This is a genomic window from Rhodopseudomonas sp. BR0G17, assembly GCF_010907025.1.
In the GTDB taxonomy this organism is placed as follows: Bacteria; Pseudomonadota; Alphaproteobacteria; order Rhizobiales; family Xanthobacteraceae; genus Rhodopseudomonas; species Rhodopseudomonas palustris_H.
This window is the reverse complement of the sequence record NZ_QUML01000004.1, coordinates 178,540-197,025: the sequence shown is the minus strand read 5'-3', so window position 1 is coordinate 197,025 and position 18,486 is coordinate 178,540. Positions and strand designations below refer to the sequence as shown.

The window sequence follows — 18,486 nt, the reverse complement described above, 5'->3', positions numbered from 1 at the left end:
ACGGCACCGAGCCGATGGAGAAGCAAATGGCCAACGCCGCTGACTACAATCGATGGGGCCCGACCGAGCCGCGCTATCAGCCGATGCTTCGGCCGTCCTGGCATCCGGGCTGGATCCTGCTGACGGTCGCCGGCTTCATCGTCTGGTGGCCGATCGGCCTTGCACTTCTCTTCTACACACTCTGGAGCAGAAACATGGGTTGCTGGGATCGCGATCGCTTCGCCAACAAAATGGAGCGGATGCAGTGGAAGATGGAGCGGATGCGCAACCGCATGGATCGCGGCGGCTTCGGCTTCGGCCCGCCGTCGAGCGGCAACCGCGCCTTCGACGAGTACCGGATGGAGACGCTGCGCCGGCTCGAAGAGGAGCAGGTCCAGTTCAAGGAATTCCTCGATCGCCTGCGCCACGCCAAGGACAAGGAAGAGTTCGACGCCTTCATGGCCCAGCATCGGACCAAGCCGAACCCGTCTCCTGACAATTCGGCGCAGGGCTGATCAGCGCCCTGATCTGACCCTCCAGCGCCAACCGCCGCCCGCCTGAGCCCCCAGGCGGGCGGCTTCTCTTTTGTCGCGGTTTCTCTCGCGGCAATGTCACACCGCGCGCCGCTGTTTCGTCCTATGCTCGTCAACCAAGGGGGACGACCATGACACCGCGCCTCAACCCCGCCACTGCCGCGCCCGACGCCTACAAGGCGATGGTCGCGCTGGAGAAGTACATCCAGGGCAGCGGCCTCGAATCCAGCTTGATCGAACTGGTCAAGATGCGCGCCTCGCAGATCAACGGCTGCGCATTCTGCCTCGACATGCATAGCAAGGATGCCCGCGCCCGTGGCGAAACCGAGCAGCGGCTGTATCTGCTCAACGTCTGGCGGGAATCGCCGCTCTACACCGATCGTGAGCGTGCCGCGCTCGGCTGGACTGAAGCGCTGACACTGGTGGCGCAAACCCAGGCGCCGGACCCGGACTACGCGGCCGTGAAGTCGCATTTCAACGACGCCGAGCAGGTCAAACTGACGTTGCTGATCGGGGCGATCAATACCTGGAACAGGATCGCGATCGGCTTCCGGATGCTGCATCCGACCCCGGCCGTGGCGCATGCCAAGGCCTCCTGATCCAGCTCCATCCGAAGATGCCGCAGCGAGCTTCGCGCCGCTGCGGCATCGGCTGTTGCGCGTCGCCTATCGGATGCTAGGCTCGATCAGCGAAGCCGAAGACGTCGTGCAGGACGCTTACTTGCGTTGGCACCGTGCTGATCGCAGCGAGGTCCGTGACGCAGCTGGCTTTCTCACGCGCACCGTCACCCGACTGTGTCTCGACGTCCTGAAGTCGGCGCGGCAGCAGCGCGAGACCTATGTGGGCCCATGGCTGCCGGAGCCGATCGTCGCGCCGGAGCCTGAGCCTGATGGGGATGACATCACCCTCACTTTGATGCTGGCGCTGGAGCGGCTGTCGCCGCTGGAGCGGGCCGCGTTCCTGCTCCACGACGTGTTCGGTGTCGGCTTCGACGAGGTTGCGACGACCCTCGGCCGTGATGCCGCAGCCTGCCGGCAATTGGCGGCACGGGCGCGGTCGCACGTCCGGGCCGAGCGGCCGCGATTTCCTGTTTCGGCCGAGCAGGGGCAGGCGATCGCCGCGGCATTCTTTCAGGCCTCGCGGAGCGGCGATCTTGGCGCGCTAACGTCCTTACTCGCGGACGAGGTGGTGTTCGTCAGCGACGGCGGCGGCAAGCGACCCGCTGCACTCAATCCAGTGCGCGGCCACGATCGGGTGATGCGCCTGCTGGAGGGAATCGCGCGCAAGACGGCTGCGGGGGCGAGTTCGCTGCTTGCCGTCCAGCGGATCGACGGCCTGCCTGGCTTCGTCTCACGCGAGCCGGACGGCCTGATCCAGACCACCGCGCTCGAAATAGTCGGTGGCCGGATCGCCGCGATCTATGTGGTTCGGAACCCCGACAAGCTCCGGCATCTGGTCTCGACGCCGACTTTCGCCGGCCTGCACTGAGCCGTCGGGCGGCCTCGCCTGGGCCGTCAGCAAGCCTCCCGGCTCCCGATCACTGGTATTTTCCCTGTTATAGTAACCCCTTATTAACCCTGATGAGGGTTTGGTGAGATCCGTCAAAACGCGGCATCAGCCCTTGTTTTGACACGTTGACAGGGGATTGAGGGGTCGGCTTCGGACAGGCCATCCCCTGCGACAACTGAAGGCTCCCACGGTGGCGCTTGGGCCAGATCGCGGCGCGTGGCCGCGGACAGCCGGAGCCTTTGGCGGAATCGGCTGATGCCGAAACGTGTGAGAGGATTGCGACGATGAACCCGGCCGACGTGACACAGCTTGCTCCGGCGGTCTCGACCGACGTGTCGCTGCTGTCGTTGTTCTGGCATGCACACTGGGTCGTGAAGTCGATCATGCTGGGGCTACTCGGCTGTTCGATCTGGGTCTGGGCGATCGCGATCGACAAGCTGCTGCTGTTCTCGCGCACGAAGCGCGCGATGGATCGCTTCGAGCAGGCGTTCTGGTCCGGCGAGTCGATCGACGAGCTATACCGCGCGCTGTCGGCCAAGCCGACGCATTCGATGGCGGCGTGTTTCGTCGCCGCGATGCGCGAGTGGAAGCGATCGTTCGAAAGTCATTCGCGCTCGTTTGCCGGCCTGCAGATGCGGATCGAGAAGGTGATGAACGTCTCGATCGCCCGCGAGGTCGAACGGCTGGAGCGCCGCCTGCTGGTGCTGGCGACTGTCGGCTCGGCCGGCCCGTTCGTCGGCCTGTTCGGCACCGTCTGGGGCATCATGTCGAGCTTCCAGTCGATCGCTGCGTCGAAGAACACTTCGCTGGCGGTGGTCGCGCCCGGCATCGCCGAAGCGCTGTTCGCCACTGCGATCGGCCTGATCGCCGCAATTCCGGCGACAATTTTCTACAATAAGTTCACGTCGGAAGTGAACCGGCAGACGCAGCGGTTGGAAGGCTTCGCCGACGAGTTCTCGGCAATCCTGTCGCGGCAGATCGACGAGCGCACGTGAACGGAGGCCAGGTGAGCACAGCGGGCATTCGATCATGGGAATGAACGTAGCCACTGGCGGCGGAGGCGGCGGCCGGCGTCGCGGCGGGCGGCGACCGGTGATGGCGGAAATCAACGTCACCCCGATGGTCGACGTGATGCTGGTGCTGCTGATCATCTTCATGGTCGCGGCGCCGCTGCTCACCACCTCGATCGACATCGATCTGCCGGTCGCCCGTGGCGGCAATCAGATCCAGTCGAACTCGCCGCCCCTGACCCTGTCGGTCAAGCGCACCGGCGGCACCTGCAACTCTCAGGTCGAGCTGTATTTGGGTGATAGCCCGATCGCGGCGTCCGAGCTCGAAGCCAAGATGAAGGCGATCCGCGAGACCCGGTCGGAGACCGACAATGTGGTGTATCTGCGGGGCGACAAGGACGTCTGCTACACGGACATGATGAAGCTGCTCGGCAATATCCGGACCGCCGGCTTCAAGGCAAACATCGTCATCGTTCCCGAACAGGGGAGTTGAGCCGGCACCGCGCCGGCGTCGGCCGCGAAGGTGGAGCAGGAATTCTGAAGGTGAAGATCGACAAGACATGGGCTGCGTCGGTGGCGTTGCACGTCCTCGTGCTCGGCTGGGCCATGCTGTCTTTCACCTCCAAGGCTTTCGAGCTCGAGCCGCAGGATTCGGTTGCGGTTGATACCATCTCCGAAGATCAGCTCGCCAAAGTGATGGCCGGTATGCGCACCGGCAAGAAGGAAAATCCCAAGCCGCTGGTCGAGAAGGTCGCCGAGGCCAAGCAGGTCGACGACACCGTCGGCAAGATCAGCGAGAAGGCGCCTGTCGTCACCGACACATCGCCGCCGCCCCAGCCCAAGCCGAAGCCGGAAGAGAAGCCGGTCGAAAAGAAGCCTGATCCGCCGAAGCCGGTGGTGAAGGAAGAGCCGAAGAAGGAAGAGCCGAAGAAGGCCGAGAAGAAGCCGGAGCCGGCAAAGGAAGAGGCCAAGGAAGCCGAAAAGAAACCGGAGCCTAAGGTCGATCCGATCGCCGAGGCGCTGAAGAAGGAAGAAAAGAAGAAGCCGCCGCCGAAGCCGACCGAGACCGCCGCCAAGCCGCCGGAGCCGACCAAGCCGAAGGCCGAGCGGGTGTTCGACCAGTCGAAGATCGCGGCGCTGCTCGATAAGCGCGACCCGACTCGCAACGCGGTCACCGGCGACGTGTTGAACTCCAACGCGGCGCTCGGATTGTCGAAGGGTAAGTCCACCGACAACTCGGCGACCTGGGGCGCGATGTTCCAGTCGCAGGTCGAGCGCTGCTGGAAGAAGCCGTATGGCGGCATCGAAGCGCAGCGCGCCGAGGCGTCCTTCGTGATCCGCCTGAAGCGTGACGGAACTCTCGAGACGCTGCCGCAGCCGGAAGGCCATCCGGCGACGCCGTATTTGCGCGTGTATCAGGAGAGTGCGCTGCGCGCGATCATCGAATGCCAGCCGTACAATCTGCCGGCGCAGTTCTTCGACGAATGGAAGTTCTTCGCGCCCGTGTTCACCGATCGACGTCCGTAATGCGAACCTCCGCTCACCATTGCTCGCGCCGCCCGGCGCGGATCACCTGACCGACCGATGGATTGCCGCTATGTCGTTTGACCTCAATCGCCGCCAATTGATGATCTCCGCCGCGACGGCCGCCGGCGCACTCGCGCTCGGCCCCGCCCGCGATGCGTTCGGTCAGGCCCGGGTGCAGATCACCGAAGGCAACGTCGCGCCGCTGCCGATCGCGATTCCGAATTTCGTCGCCGGCACGCCGTCGGACAATGAAGTCGGCGTGGGTGTCTCCCAGGTGATCACCAACAACCTGAAGCGCTCGGGACTGTTCGCGCCGATCGACCAGGCCGCGTACCTGGAAAAGATCACCAACATCGACGTGCCGCCGCAGTTCAAGAGCTGGGCGAGCATCAACGCTCAGGCTCTGGTGACCGGGCGGATGACGCGGCAGGGCGATGGCCGGCTCAAGGCCGAATTCCGGCTGTGGGACGTCGCCACCGGCCAGCAACTCGCGGGTCAGCAGTATTTCACCTCGCCGGAGTATTGGCGCCGTATCGCCCACATCATCTCGGACCAGATCTATGAGCGTCTGACCGGCGAGAAGGGGTACTTCGACAGCCGCGTGGTGTTCATCGACGAAAGCGGCCCGGCCGACCGGCGCGTGAAGCGGCTGGCGCTGATGGATCAGGACGGCGCCAACGTGCGCTATCTCACTCGCGGCAGCGACCTCGTGCTGACCCCGCGGTTTTCGCCGACCACCCAGGAAATCACCTACATGGAATTCGGCCAGGGTGAGCCGCGGGTGTATCTGTTCAACGTCGAAACCGGTCAGCGCGAGATCGTCGGCAACTTCCCCGGCATGTCGTTCGCGCCGCGGTTCTCGCCGGACGGTCAGCGCATCATCATGAGCCTGCAGCAGGGCGGCAACTCCAACCTGTTCGTGATGGACCTGCGCTCCAAGGCTACGACGCGGCTGACCGACACGCCGGCGATCGACACCTCGCCCTCTTATGCCCCCGATGGCAGCCGGATCTGCTTCGAGAGCGATCGCGGGGGCAAGCCGCAGATCTACATCATGCCCGCGAGTGGCGGGCAGGCGCAGCGGATCTCGTTCGGCGACGGCAGCTACTCGACCCCGGTGTGGTCGCCGCGCGGCGACTACATCGCCTTCACCAAGCAGGGCGGCGGCCAGTTCGCGATCGGCATCATGAAGCCGGACGGCTCCGGCGAGCGCATTCTGACCTCCGGGTTCCACAACGAAGGGCCGACCTTTGCGCCCAATGGCCGGGTGCTGATGTTCTTCCGCGATCCGGGTGGAAACGCTGGCCCGTCGCTGTTTACGGTCGACGTTTCGGGACGTAACGAGCTGCGGGTTCCGACCCCGGGTTACGCCTCGGATCCGGCGTGGTCGCCGCTGCTGTCCTAAGCAGGTAAGCAGCCGTAGGGGTTCCCTTCCTGGAACCTCTCGGTCGCGTTTTAAGGGCTCTAAGTCTCGGCGAACGTTGCAATGATCCGCTAAGCATGTTCGCTCAGAAAGACTTCATCTGCCAGGGATACAACGGAGTCCGAAAGGACACGCTCGCGCTTGATGCTGCTCGCCAGTCACAAACGGGATTCTGAGCAAACGTCGCCTGCGATTCGCGCGGGCTTGGTCGACTCGTTGTTCATGAATCCGGCGCCGATGATCGTTGGGGCATTTGGGCCCGCGATTGCTGGCGCCGTGATCGGGATGGTTACCGGAAGCATCCTGAATTGGCTGTGTGTCCCCTTATTCGTTCTGATCGGCTTTGCGCGTGCGCTGCAGATGCATCGCTATCGGCAGCGCAATGCTCCACTCACGGTGGAGGAAGCCGGTATATGGGAGCGACGCTATCGGCTGGGAGCCATTGCACATGGCATCTCGCTTGGCGCCTGGTCGCTCGTGGTGTTGCTCGGCACCGACGACTCGGCGGCGCATATGCTTTGCGTTGCGACCGTGGTGGCATACACCTCGGCTGGTGTCGGGCGGACTTTCGGTCGGCCCCAGATTTTTCACCTCCAGGTGCTGCTCAGCTGCGGCCCATTAATCTTCGCGATGGTGAGGGTGGGAGGTGTCTACTATCTCACGCTCGCCTTGCTCAGTGCGGTATTCTTCATCTCGATCCGTCATCTGACATCCAGCCTGCAACGGATCTACCTCGACGCCTGGATCGGCCGCGAGCGCGAAGCTGCGCTCGCCAATCAGTTCGACACCGCGCTGAACAATATGCCGCATGGGTTGTGCATGTTTCGCGCAGATGGCCGTCTCGCGGTCATGAACCATCGTTTTGCGGAGATGATGCGTCTTCGCGACGAACTGGTCAAAGGATCACCGACCGCGACCGAGATCGTGTCCGCCTGCGTGGCAATCGGTGCAATTTCGGCTGCCAACGGGCGTTTGATCCTGGCCGAAATTGAAAACTCCCTGGCGGGAGAAATCGTCACCGTCGGTGACGAAACCGTTCCTCGCTCGCTGTGCTGGACGTTCCAGCCGATGGCACATGGCGGCGCGGTGGTGTTGATCGAAGATATCACCGAGCGTCGCAACGCCGAAGCGCGGATCGTTCATCTGGCGCGTTACGACGAACTCACCGCGTTGCCGAACCGGGTGAGCTTCCGCGACGAAATTGAGCGTATTCTCGAGGCCGAGCACGGCCGGGGCAAGACCCGGCTGTCGGCGCTGTTGTTCATAGACCTCGACCAGTTCAAGCAGATCAACGATACGCTCGGCCATCCCTGCGGCGATCGGCTGCTGTGCTCGGTCGCCGAACGGCTGCGTGACATGCTGCGGCCGGACGATCTGGTGGCGCGATTTGGTGGCGACGAATTCGTCGTCTTCCAACAGAACATCGCCTCGAACGAAGATGCAGCGGCGCTGGCCCGCCGAATCGTCGATCGCCTGAGCGACCGCTATCTGATCGATCATCATGTTGTTGAGATCGGTGCCTCGATCGGCATTGCGATGACGTCGCCGGGTGCCAAGGCTGACATCCTGCTCAAGAATGCCGACATGGCGCTATATCGCGCCAAGGCCGACGGCCGCGGCAATTATTGCTTCTTCCGCGAGGAAATGGCGCAAACCGTCGAAGCTCGCCGCATTCTCGAGCTCGACCTGCGCAAGGCGCTCGCCAATGAAGAGTTTGAGCTGTACTACCAGCCGCTCGTAAATCTCAAATCGGGCAAGATCACCACGTGCGAGGCGCTGCTGCGCTGGAATCACCCGGTGCGCGGGACGGTATCACCGGTCGATATTATTCCGGTCGCCGAGGACATGGGGCTGATCGTCGATCTCGGTCGCTGGATCCTGCGCAAAGCCTGCATGGAATGCATGCTGTGGCCGGAGCCGGTGAGTGTCGCGATCAACTTTTCGCCGCAGCAGTTCCATCAGCGTGACGTGCTGACGGAAGTGCGCTACGCGCTTGAAGTTTCCGGTCTGCCCGCCAGCCGGCTGGAGATCGAAATCACCGAGTCCTCCCTGCTGCGTAACACGCAGTGGACGCACGACGCGTTGCAGCAGCTGCACGCCGAAGGCGTCCGGATCTCGCTCGACGATTTCGGGACGGGATACTCGTCGCTCAGCTATCTGCACAGCTTCCCCTTGCAGAAGGTGAAGATCGACCGCTCGTTCCTCGAGGGGATCGACAGTGACCGGCCGTTGACTCTGTTACGCGGCGTCGCCCGCCTCAGCAGTGATCTCGGCATGTCGGTGGTGGTGGAAGGCATCGAAACCAACGACCAGCTCGAATTGATCAGCGCCGACGGCACCGTCACCGAGGCGCAGGGCTATCTGTTCAGCCGTCCGGTCCCCGCCCAGCGCATTCGGCAATTGCTGAACGCGTCGCAGGGTGCACGCCAAAAAGACGGCAAAGTTCTTTCTTTGCCGACTCGATCGATCGCCTAACCCCCTCTTTTTCAGGGCCTCCCAGGTCAAAACTTCCCTCAATTCCACCGCTGTCGCTGGAAATTCACTAAAGTGGAATTATAAGAATTAACCCTAATAATTCTAATGCTTTGCCGGGCCGTTAAGGATTCGTTAACGTTTACCGTACGGTCGGTGTGTTGTCGGGACATGTGGGTGGGGTGAGAGTGATGGGAGTCGTACGTCCAGCAGAACAGCAAGACCGGATCGCCGCCCGAAGGCTCGCGTTGCTTGAGAAGGTCGATTATCGGCTCGCGGAAACTCCGGCAGAACGTGAGGCGATCTACCGGTTGCGATATCGCGCCTACCTCAAAGAAGGGGCGATCGATGCCAATAGCAGCGGCATTGTGACTGACCGGTACGACGATCTGCCGAATTCATGGATCTTCGGCGTGTTCTATGAGGGGGTGCTCAGCAGCTCACTGCGGATCACAGTTGCATCCCCGGATTATCAGGACTGCCCGTCGACAGACGTCTTCCCGGATTTCCTTCAACCCTGGCTGGCTGAGGGCAAAGTCATCGTCGACCCGACAAGGTTCGTGGCTGATCCGACAAGCGCCAACCGACTGCCAGAACTACCGTATCTCACTCTGCGTCTGGCTAATGTCTCCTGTGAATACTTCAACGCGGACATTGGCCTCGCTTCGGTGAGGACCGAGCATCAGGCATTTTATCGTCGGGTGATGATGCGCCTGATCTGTGAAGCTCGGCCGTATCCAGGGTTGAAAAAGCCTATCAGCCTGATGGAGATCGACTTCCCTGCGATGCGCGACAAGCTGTACGCCCGTTATCCGTTCTTACGCTCGACTGAGTCCGAGCGGCGCAGCTTGTTCGAGCACACGAGGAGGGTTCCCAATCTGACTCTGGCCGAGGCTCCAAATCTGGTGCCGCTCGCCCTCGGTCGGACGCACCTCTGACAACGCCGTCTTGCGGCCAATTAGATCGAATTCGTTTTCAGATCGATCGTCGGCACAGACCGACGATCGTCAATGATTGCAGGCTTGGCCTTCTTGCCAGCGCTGACGGGTGTCCACGCTGCCGGCGTATCCAAGAATGGAACGCCCCGGCTTCACTCTGGCGCCACATTTGCACCTCATTAACCATCGCGTTTGCTTTTGGCCGACCGGGGGCAATTGATCGAGTTCGGCAACACCTCGTCAAGGTTGACGGAACGTTCGCTTAACCATCGCCCTGTAGACCGAAAACACAGTCGGAATATCGCGAGCGTGGAGGCTCCGGAATGACCAATCACAAGCGAATCCTCCAGGGATTGAAGGTGGCCGCGGTGCTCGCGGTGGCCCTGTCGATGGGGGCATGCGCGAACAAGAATGGGCTCGGCGGTGCCGATGGCGCGATGGCTGGTGCGGCCACCCCGGGCAGCCAGCAGGATTTCGTCGTCAACGTCGGCGACCGTGTGTTCTTCGAGAGCGATCAGTCGGATCTGTCGCCGCAGGCGGCTGCGACCCTCGACAAGCAGGTGCAGTGGCTGCAGACCTACAGCCGCTACACCTTCACCATCGAAGGCCACGCCGACGAGCGCGGCACCCGCGAATACAACATTGCGCTCGGCGCGCGCCGTGCGCAGTCGGTCCGCAACTATCTGGTGTCGCGTGGTATCGACGCGCAGCGGATGCGCACCATCTCCTATGGCAAGGAACGCCCGGTCGCGGTCTGCAACGACATCTCGTGCTGGTCGCAGAATCGCCGTGCCGTCACGGTGCTGAACTCCGGCGCCTGATCGTCCGCTCGCATCGAAGTCGTGAAACGGCGCCGCAGGGCGCCGTTTTTGTTTTCGGCGGGGCTTTGGCCGTCGCCTCAGTCACATTTTTGGCGTAGTACGGCGATCAATCCAGCGCCACTCGTTTGGCCGCCCTCGAACTCGTCGGACTGTCATGTCATCAGGTTTTGCCGTCTCCGCGCGCAGCCTCGCTCTGGTGGCGACGCTCGCTTTCGCCGCTCCCGCGCTGGCCCAGCAATACGGCGGCGAGGTCGATCCAGAGATTCGTATCCAGCAGCTCGAGGATCGGCTGCGCACGCTGACCGGCCAGAACGAAGAGCTGCAATACCGTAACCGGCGGCTTGAAGATCAGGTCCGGCAGTTGCAGAGCGGCGCCGGTGCGCCCGGTGCCCAGCAGCCCGCCCCCAATCAGGCGGCGACCCCGCCGGCCGCTCCGCAGCAACCTTATGGCCAGCCAGCGCAGCAACCGGCTTACGGCCAGCAGCAGCCGGGGTACGGTCAGCCGCAGGCGCCGATGGTCCAGCCGCAACCCACCGCGCCGCAGGGCGGCGGCCGCCGCGGCGACGCGTTCGATCCGTCGCGCGATCCCAACGCGCCCGGCGTACCGCGCGCGCTTGGCGGCGGCCAACTGCCGATGGAGCAGGGCGGCGGCATGCCGGCCGGCCGGGCCGCCGGCGCCCCGATGGACCTGTCGAACGGCAATGGCGGTTACGTCCAAGGCGGTTATCCGCAAGGCGGTGCGCCGTCCGCGGCTCAGCAAGCGCCTGCCGCCGCAGCTGGCGGCGCCTTGACGACGCAGCCGCCGTCGCAGACGCCGCGCGACGAGTTTGACCTCGGCATCGGCTACATGCAGCGCCGCGACTACGCGTTGGCCGAAGAAACCATGCGCAACTTTGCGCAGAAGTACCCGGACAATCCGCTGACTGCCGATGCGCAGTATTGGCTTGGCGAGAGCTTCTTCCAGCGCCAGATGTATCGCGAGGCGGCCGAGTCATTTCTAGCCGTGACCAGCAAACACGAGAAGTCCGGCAAGGCGCCGGACGCGCTGCTGCGGCTCGGCCAGTCGCTGTCGGCGCTGAAGGAAAAGGAAGCGGCCTGCGCCGCGCTCGGCGAGATCGGCCGCAAATATCCGCAGGCGTCGTCCAGCGTGAAGAAGGCGGTCGATCGCGAGCAGAAGAAGCTGAAGTGCTGAACCCAACAGGCCCTGCCGATAGCGGGGCCTGACAACCGGCAGGCAGACGGCCGATGTCCGGAACCGACGACGAGGTAGTATCCGCAACCGAGGCGCGGCGTCTGTTCGCCGACTGGAAGGCGGCGCCGGCGATCGTGCTGGCGGTCTCCGGCGGCCCCGATTCGCTGGCACTGATGTGGCTCGCCGCCCGCTGGCGGAAGGCGTTGAAGCAGGGCCCGGCATTGGCGGTCGTCACCATCGATCACGGGCTGCGTCCCGAGGCGGCCGCCGAGGCGCGCGCGGTGAAGCGACTGGCGGCCTCGCTCGACCTGCCGCACCGGACGCTGCGCTGGACCGGCGACAAGCCAAGGACCGGAATCCAGGCGGCGGCGCGCGGGGCGCGCTATCGGCTGCTGGCGCAGGCCGCCAAGACGCTCGGCGCCTCGCATGTGATGACCGCGCATACCCGCGACGATCAGGCCGAGACCGTGCTGATGCGCTTGTCGCGCGGCAGTGGAATCGCCGGCCTTGCCGCAATGGCAAGGGAAATCGAGCGGGACGGGGTGGTGCTGGCGCGGCCGCTGCTCGATGTTCCGAAGGCCCGGCTGGTCGCCACGCTGACCAAAGCCCGAATCGCCTTCGCCACCGACCCGAGCAACGCCGATCCGCGCTTCACCCGGCCGCGGCTGCGCGAGCTGATGCCGCAACTGGCGGCCGAAGGCTGCGATGCCCGTGCGCTGGTTCGGCTGGCGGCGCGGGCGACGCGGGCCGATGCAGCGCTGGAACTGATGACCGACGGCGCCGAGCAATTCTTGGAAACCCTCGATGCAGGTGCGGAGCGTCCCGGTGTGGACGCTCAGGCATTTCTGGCGCTGGCAGCAGAAATCCAGATTCGCTTGTTGCTGCGTGCGTTGGCGCGCCATGGTCACGAGGGGCCGGCCGAGCTCGGGAAAGTCGAGGCGCTCTCCGAGGCGCTGAAGCTGGCAGCGGCCGGGAGGGCGCCGTCCGCCGGCAAAATCCGGCTCAAGCAGACCCTCGCAGGCGCCGTGATCACGCTCACCACCGACCGCCTGGTGATTGCCCCAGCACCACTGCGGCGGGCAGGGGGCGGCTGAAGGCGTCTCCACGTACGTTTAACCACCTCGTCGCAGAGGCCGTTGATCGCCACGATTTGAGCGAGAAACCGGTTAGAATGCGCCAAATAGTCCTGTGTGGTTCTCTTGGCAGGGGCTCGGCTCACACCTAGATTAGGCGGGCCGGCTCTCGGGAAGCTCCCGCAGGGCCATTCGTTTCGGCGCCGCAGGGCCCACCCGGTCGCGATCCGCGCGACCCATAAGGAAGACCGATGAACGCCAATCTGCGCAATTTCGCCCTCTGGGTCATCATCGTGCTGCTGCTGTTGGCGCTGTTCACGCTCTTCCAGAATCCGGGCCAGCGCACTGCGTCGCAGGAAATTCCGTTCTCGCAGCTCCTCAGCGAGATCGACCAAAATCACGTTCGGGACGTGGTGATCCAGGGCCAGGAAATTCGCGGCACCTTCACCAACGGCTCGACCTTCCAGACCTACGCGCCGAACGATCCGTCCCTCGTGACCCGCCTGTACAACGGCAAGGTGTCGATCACCGCCAAGCCGCCGGGTGACAATGTCCCGTGGTTCGTGTCGCTGCTGGTGTCGTGGCTGCCGTTCATCGCGCTGATCGGCGTGTGGATCTTTCTGTCGCGGCAGATGCAGGGCGGTGCCGGCAAGGCGATGGGCTTCGGCAAGTCGCGCGCCAAGATGCTCACTGAAGCGCATGGCCGCGTGACGTTCGAAGACGTCGCCGGCGTCGACGAGGCCAAGCAGGACCTGCAGGAGATCGTCGAATTCCTGCGCGACCCGGGCAAATTCCAGCGTCTCGGCGGCCGCATTCCGCGCGGCGTGCTGCTGGTCGGCCCTCCCGGTACTGGTAAGACCCTGATCGCGCGCGCGGTCGCGGGTGAAGCCAACGTGCCGTTCTTCACCATCTCCGGTTCGGACTTCGTTGAAATGTTCGTCGGCGTCGGCGCCAGCCGCGTCCGCGACATGTTCGAGCAGGCCAAGAAGAACGCGCCGTGCATCATCTTCATCGACGAAATCGACGCGGTCGGTCGTCATCGCGGCGCCGGTCTCGGCGGCGGCAATGACGAACGCGAGCAGACCCTCAACCAGTTGCTGGTCGAGATGGACGGCTTCGAAGCCAATGAGGGCGTGATCCTGATCGCTGCCACCAACCGGCCCGACGTGCTTGACCCGGCGCTGCTGCGTCCCGGCCGCTTCGACCGTCAGGTCGTGGTGCCGAATCCGGACGTCGTCGGCCGCGAGCAGATCCTCAAGGTCCACGTTCGCAAGGTGCCGCTGGCGCCCGATATCAACCTGAAGAACATCGCGCGCGGCACTCCGGGCTTCTCCGGCGCCGACCTGATGAACCTCGTCAACGAAGCGGCCCTGATGGCGGCCCGGCGCAACAAGCGCATGGTCACTCAGTCCGAGTTCGAAGACGCCAAGGACAAGGTGATGATGGGCGCCGAGCGCAAGTCGCTGGTGATGACGGAAGAGGAGAAGCTCCTCACCGCGTATCATGAAGGCGGCCACGCCATCGTCGGCCTCAACGTTCCGGCGACCGACCCGATCCACAAGGCGACCATCATTCCGCGCGGCCGTGCGCTCGGCATGGTGATGCAGCTCCCCGAGCGCGACAAGCTGTCGATGTCGCTCGAGCAGATGACCTCGCGTTTGGCCATTATGATGGGCGGCCGCGTGGCCGAGGAGATGGTGTTCGGCCGCGAGAAGGTGACTTCGGGTGCGGCCTCCGACATCGAGCAGGCGACCAAGCTGGCGCGGATGATGGTGACCCGTTGGGGCCTTTCCGAAGAGCTCGGCACCGTCGCTTACGGCGAGAACCAGGACGAAGTGTTCCTCGGCATGTCGGTGTCGCGCACCCAGAACGCTTCCGAGGCGACGATCCAGAAGATCGATGCCGAGATCAAGCGGCTGGTCGAAGAGGGCTACAACGAAGCCAAGCGCATCCTCACCGAGCGCCGCGCCGACCTCGAAGCGCTCGCCAAGGGCCTGCTCGAATACGAGACCCTGACCGGTGACGAGATCACCGATCTGATCAACGGCAAGAAGCCGAATCGCGAATCGGTGCTCGAACCGTCGGGCCCCCGCACTTCGGCAGTGCCGCCGGCCGGCAAGCCGCGGCCGCGGCCCGATCCGGGCCTGGAGCCCCAGCCGCAGGCGTAAGCCGACCGGCAAAAACTGACTTCGAAAAACGCGGCGGCAACGCCGCGTTTTTTGTTGCGTGTCGTCCGCTGCCGCCGCGCTTGACCTGATCGCCCGAAGACCGCACGCATTGGCGTCGTTACGGATCCTGCAATGACCACTCATGTCCCCAAGGCGCCGGCCTATTGGTCGCGCGACGCCATCTGGCCCGGCATCGTCGCGGTCGGGCCGATGCTGCCCGGCACGCTGGCGTTCGGCATGGCGTTCGGCGCGCTGTGTGCGCAGAAGAACTTCACGCTCGCCGAAGTCGAAGTGATGATGGCGACCGTATATGGCGGGCTGTCGCAATTCGTGGCGGTGCAGGCGTGGCCAGATGTCCTGACGCCGTCATCGATTGCCGCGCTGGCGTTGCTCACCACCACGGTCAACATCCGCTTCTTCCTGATGACGGCGTCGATGCGGCCGTGGTTCGGCACGCTGCCTGCGTGGCAGGCTTATCCGCCGCTGCTGCTGGTCACCGACGGTGGCTGGCTCGCCGCGATGCGCTATCGCGAGCATGGCGGCGCCAATGCCTGGTTCTACCTCGGTGGCGCGTTGGTGCTTTATCTGGTGTGGCTGGTCTCGGCCGTTCCGGGTTTCCTGCTCGCCGAACAGCTCGCCGATCCGAAGAAGTTCGGCGTCGATATCGCGATGCCGGCTTTCTTCGCCGCGCTGTTGGTACCAGCCTGGAAGGGGCCGCGCCGGGCGATTCCTTGGCTGGTGTCGGGGATCGTGGCCCTGACGGTGCATTGGCTGGTCCCGGGCTATTGGTTCATCATCGCCGGCGCGCTGTCAGGTGCGATCACTGCGGGGGTGATGGATGAACCGCCAGTGGCGACGTCCTACGCGGGACATTCGTCATGACCGACATGCTCCGCAGCGACGTGATGATCGCGTTCGCGATCATGACTTTGGTCACTGTCGCGTCGCGGCTCGGCGGCTACTTCATGATGCGCTACGTCGAGGTCACGCCGCGGGTCAGGCGGATGCTCGACGCGCTGCCCGGCTCCATTATCGTCGCGGCGGCGCTGCCGGTTGCGGTCAATGGCGGGCCGATCGTGATGCTCGCGCTGGGGGCCGCGATCGCCGTGAGTGTGCTGCGGCGCAATGATTTTCTGGCCGTGATAACCGGTATGTTAGTAGCGGCGTTGGCGCGCGCGCTGGGATTGCCGGGCTAGTTTGCAGGAATGCTATTCATTTCATTGCCGTAAGGGCTTGCCTTCGGTTCTGAATAAGTGTTCACTTTTTTCACTGATTTGGTGAGGGTGTTCCGTCCGTTTTCCCTCGCTTCTCCAGCAACTTGATGAGCGCGCCGGTCCATTTTGTCGCAGACCGCGGGCGCGCTCGTTCCAGGACGAACGCGCCATGGTTTACCGGCGAACCCATCAGGTGGTTAAGCGCTTAGCAGCGCGCCGCAGCGCTATCCTTGCTGCAGCGCGTGAAACCGCCGCCGAAGGCGGGATGGCCGCGGTGCAGATCGCGCCTGTGGCCGCGCGCGCTAAGGTCGCCGCCGGCACGGTGTACCGTTACTTTCCGTCCAAAGCCGATCTGATTTCGGAACTCATCGCCGATGTTTCGCGGGACGAGCTCGCGGCGATCCGCCGTGCGGCCGACGCAGCGCCCGGGCCATCATCAGCACTGGCCGCGGCGGTTACCACGGTCGCGGTGCATGTGCTGTCCCATCGCAAGCTGGCGTGGGGCATCTTGGCGGAACCGGTCGACGTCGATGTGTCCGCCTCACGGCTCGCCAGTCGCCGTGAGATTGCCGGCGAGATTGAACTGCGGATCGCAGCCGCGGTGCGCGCCGGCCATTTGCCCGCGCAAGACACCGCGCTCGCCTCGACCGCGCTGCTCGGCGCGGTGCACGAGTCTCTGGTGGGGCCGCTGGCGCCGGATAATCTCGACGACCCGGCGAAACTCCGTGATGCGGTGCAAACCGTCACGCTGCTGGCACTCCGTGCAGTCGGTGTGATGGACGCCCGGGCCCGAGGCCTCGTGGTCCAGGCGGTGGTGCCGCCGCGTAGTCTGGTCGGAGCCTGATCAGTTCCAGTTTGCTCTGAGCGAGTGTGCTGGATATGACAATCAGCGTATCCTGATCCGACCGTTTCCGCCCGCGGCGTTACAATCGCCTCGCGCACAGCAGCCTGCGCAGGAGTATCTCGCATGACCATTCTGATGCCGGAGCCGGATCAGTCCGTGCTGGCCCGCCGCGACGAGATCATCGCGGCCTTGCGCAAGATCGTGCCGGGCGAGGGCGTGATCTCCAGCGCTGCCGAAATGAAACCCTATGAGTCCGACGGACTGATGGCGTATCGGCAGCCGCCGATGGTGGTGCTGCTGCCGAGCACGACCAAACAGGTGTCGGAAGTGCTGCGCTATTGCCACCAGAATGGCATCAAGGTGGTGCCGCGCGGCTCCGGCACCTCGCTGTCCGGCGGCGCGTTGCCGCTCGCCGATGGCGTGCTCCTCGGCCTCGGCAAGTTCAAGCGCATCCGCGAGATCGATTTCGACAACCGTGCCGTGGTGGTCGAGCCCGGAGTCACTAACCTGGCGATCAGCCAGGCGGTCGATCATGCCGGGTTCTACTACGCGCCCGATCCGTCGTCGCAGATCGCCTGTTCGATCGGCGGCAACATCGCCGAGAACTCGGGCGGCGTGCACTGCCTGAAATACGGCATGACCACCAACAACGTCCTCGGCTGCGAAATCGTGCTGATGACCGGCGAGATCCTCAAGATCGGCGGCAAGGCCGCCGAATGCGCCGGCTACGATCTGATGGGCGTCATCACCGGCTCCGAGGGACTACTCGGCGTCATCACCGAAGTCACCGTGCGTATCCTGCGCAAGCCGGAAACGGCGCGAGCCCTGATGATCGGCTTCCAGAGCGTCGAGGCCGCAGGCCAGTGTGTCGCCGACGTGATCAGCGCCGGCATCATTCCGGGCGGCATGGAGATGATGGACAAGCCGGCGATCCAAGCCGCCGAGGCCTTCGTTCACGCCGGCTATCCGCTTGATGTCGAAGCGCTGCTGATCATCGAGCTCGACGGTCCGCAGGTCGAGGTCGACGAACTGATCGGCCGCGTCGAGGCGATCGCGCTGCGCTGCGGCTCGACCACCTGCCAGATCTCCACCAGCGAGCAGCAGCGGCTGCTGTTCTGGTCCGGCCGCAAGGCGGCGTTCCCCGCTGTGGGGCGGATCTCGCCCGACTATCTGTGCATGGACGGCACGATCCCGCGTGCGCAGCTGCCGCTGGTGCTGCGGCGGATGAACGAGATGTCCGAGAAATACGGCCTGCGCGTCGCCAACGTGTTCCACGCCGGCGACGGCAATCTGCATCCGCTGATCCTGTATGACGCCAACAAGCCCGGCGAACAGGATGCCGCCGAGGCTTTCGGCGCCGACATCCTCAAGCTGTGTGTCGAGGTCGGCGGTGTGCTGACCGGCGAGCACGGCGTCGGGATCGAGAAGCGCGATCTGATGCCGGAGATGTTCTCTGACATCGACCTCAACCAGCAGCAGCGACTGAAATGCGCGTTCGACTCCGAAGGCCTGCTCAACCCCGGCAAGGTGTTTCCGACGCTGCATCGCTGTGCCGAGCTCGGACGCATGCATGTTCACAAAGGCCAATTGCCGTTCCCGGATATTCCGCGGTTCTGACCGGGTAATGTAATCTCCGATGCACGAAGAAGAGCCTTTCACCGTCATTGCGAGCGAAGCGAAGCAATCCAGGGCCTCGGTGCACGGCGCTCCTGGATTGCTTCGTCGCTTCGCTCCTCGCAATGACGGGGGAGGGGTAGTACATCGCATTCTGAAGGACGACGTT

The 18,486-nt window shown here is 64.1% G+C and carries 17 protein-coding genes; all 17 read left to right on the top strand.

What is annotated here, in order from left to right; genetic code table 11:
• The first annotated feature begins 26 nt into the window (after window positions 1-26).
• The 17 genes from DY467_RS05705 to DY467_RS05625 all read left to right on the top strand — a co-directional run bounded on the left by DY467_RS05705 (window position 27) and on the right by DY467_RS05625 (window position 18,320).
• Window positions 27-494 carry a DUF2852 domain-containing protein gene (locus DY467_RS05705; RefSeq protein ID WP_107357410.1) on the top strand — a complete coding sequence of 156 codons (468 nt, stop codon included), beginning with the start codon at window positions 27-29 and terminating at the stop codon, window positions 492-494.
• A 149-nt stretch (window positions 495-643) separates the two neighbouring features.
• On the top strand, window positions 644-1,111 hold the full coding sequence (locus DY467_RS05700) for a carboxymuconolactone decarboxylase family protein (protein ID WP_164634511.1): 468 nt from the start codon (window positions 644-646) through the stop codon (window positions 1,109-1,111).
• Complete coding sequence (locus DY467_RS05695; protein ID WP_164634508.1) at window positions 1,095-2,000, top strand: sigma-70 family RNA polymerase sigma factor; 906 nt, start codon at window positions 1,095-1,097, stop codon at window positions 1,998-2,000. The genes DY467_RS05700 and DY467_RS05695 overlap by 17 nt, the downstream gene beginning before the upstream one ends.
• A 305-nt stretch (window positions 2,001-2,305) precedes the next feature.
• The gene (tolQ, locus tag DY467_RS05690) at window positions 2,306-3,016 is read left to right on the top strand and encodes a protein TolQ (RefSeq protein WP_107343274.1); all 711 of its coding nucleotides are present in this window, start codon (window positions 2,306-2,308) and stop codon (window positions 3,014-3,016) included.
• A gap of 34 nt (window positions 3,017-3,050) precedes the next feature.
• Window positions 3,051-3,524, top strand: coding sequence for a biopolymer transporter ExbD (locus tag DY467_RS05685; RefSeq protein ID WP_107343275.1), 474 nt, complete (start codon window positions 3,051-3,053; stop codon window positions 3,522-3,524).
• Between the two features lie 50 nt (window positions 3,525-3,574).
• Window positions 3,575-4,558 (top strand): cell envelope integrity protein TolA, encoded by a 984-nt coding sequence (gene tolA / locus DY467_RS05680; protein WP_164634506.1) that lies wholly within the window; start codon window positions 3,575-3,577, stop codon window positions 4,556-4,558.
• A gap of 70 nt (window positions 4,559-4,628) precedes the next feature.
• Window positions 4,629-5,963 (top strand): Tol-Pal system beta propeller repeat protein TolB, encoded by a 1,335-nt coding sequence (gene tolB / locus DY467_RS05675; protein WP_164634504.1) that lies wholly within the window; start codon window positions 4,629-4,631, stop codon window positions 5,961-5,963.
• A gap of 162 nt (window positions 5,964-6,125) precedes the next feature.
• Window positions 6,126-8,456, top strand: a complete 2,331-nt coding sequence (locus tag DY467_RS05670; protein WP_107343276.1) for a putative bifunctional diguanylate cyclase/phosphodiesterase — start codon at window positions 6,126-6,128, stop codon at window positions 8,454-8,456.
• 188 nt (window positions 8,457-8,644) lie between these two features.
• Window positions 8,645-9,391 (top strand): N-acyl amino acid synthase FeeM domain-containing protein, encoded by a 747-nt coding sequence (locus DY467_RS05665; protein WP_164634502.1) that lies wholly within the window; start codon window positions 8,645-8,647, stop codon window positions 9,389-9,391.
• Window positions 9,392-9,714: 323 nt separating this feature from the next.
• Window positions 9,715-10,212, top strand: a complete 498-nt coding sequence (pal, locus tag DY467_RS05660) for a peptidoglycan-associated lipoprotein Pal (RefSeq protein ID WP_164634500.1) — start codon at window positions 9,715-9,717, stop codon at window positions 10,210-10,212.
• Between the two features lie 154 nt (window positions 10,213-10,366).
• Window positions 10,367-11,404 carry a tol-pal system protein YbgF gene (gene ybgF, locus DY467_RS05655; RefSeq protein ID WP_164634499.1) on the top strand — a complete coding sequence of 346 codons (1,038 nt, stop codon included), beginning with the start codon at window positions 10,367-10,369 and terminating at the stop codon, window positions 11,402-11,404.
• Between the two features lie 53 nt (window positions 11,405-11,457).
• Entirely contained in the window at window positions 11,458-12,498 is a 1,041-nt protein-coding gene (tilS, locus tag DY467_RS05650; protein WP_164634497.1) for a tRNA lysidine(34) synthetase TilS, read from the top strand.
• Between the two features lie 230 nt (window positions 12,499-12,728).
• On the top strand, window positions 12,729-14,645 hold the full coding sequence (gene ftsH / locus DY467_RS05645) for an ATP-dependent zinc metalloprotease FtsH (protein WP_011156690.1): 1,917 nt from the start codon (window positions 12,729-12,731) through the stop codon (window positions 14,643-14,645).
• Window positions 14,646-14,777: 132 nt separating this feature from the next.
• Window positions 14,778-15,527, top strand: a complete 750-nt coding sequence (locus DY467_RS05640; protein ID WP_164634495.1) for an AzlC family ABC transporter permease — start codon at window positions 14,778-14,780, stop codon at window positions 15,525-15,527.
• Window positions 15,524-15,841 (top strand): AzlD family protein, encoded by a 318-nt coding sequence (locus tag DY467_RS05635; protein ID WP_107343281.1) that lies wholly within the window; start codon window positions 15,524-15,526, stop codon window positions 15,839-15,841. Before DY467_RS05640 ends, DY467_RS05635 begins: the two co-directional genes overlap by 4 nt.
• Window positions 15,842-16,028: 187 nt before the next feature.
• Window positions 16,029-16,703 carry a TetR/AcrR family transcriptional regulator gene (locus DY467_RS05630; protein ID WP_107343282.1) on the top strand — a complete coding sequence of 225 codons (675 nt, stop codon included), beginning with the start codon at window positions 16,029-16,031 and terminating at the stop codon, window positions 16,701-16,703.
• 123 nt (window positions 16,704-16,826) lie between these two features.
• Window positions 16,827-18,320 carry an FAD-linked oxidase C-terminal domain-containing protein gene (locus DY467_RS05625; RefSeq protein WP_164634493.1) on the top strand — a complete coding sequence of 498 codons (1,494 nt, stop codon included), beginning with the start codon at window positions 16,827-16,829 and terminating at the stop codon, window positions 18,318-18,320.
• Window positions 18,321-18,486: the final 166 nt, after the last annotated feature.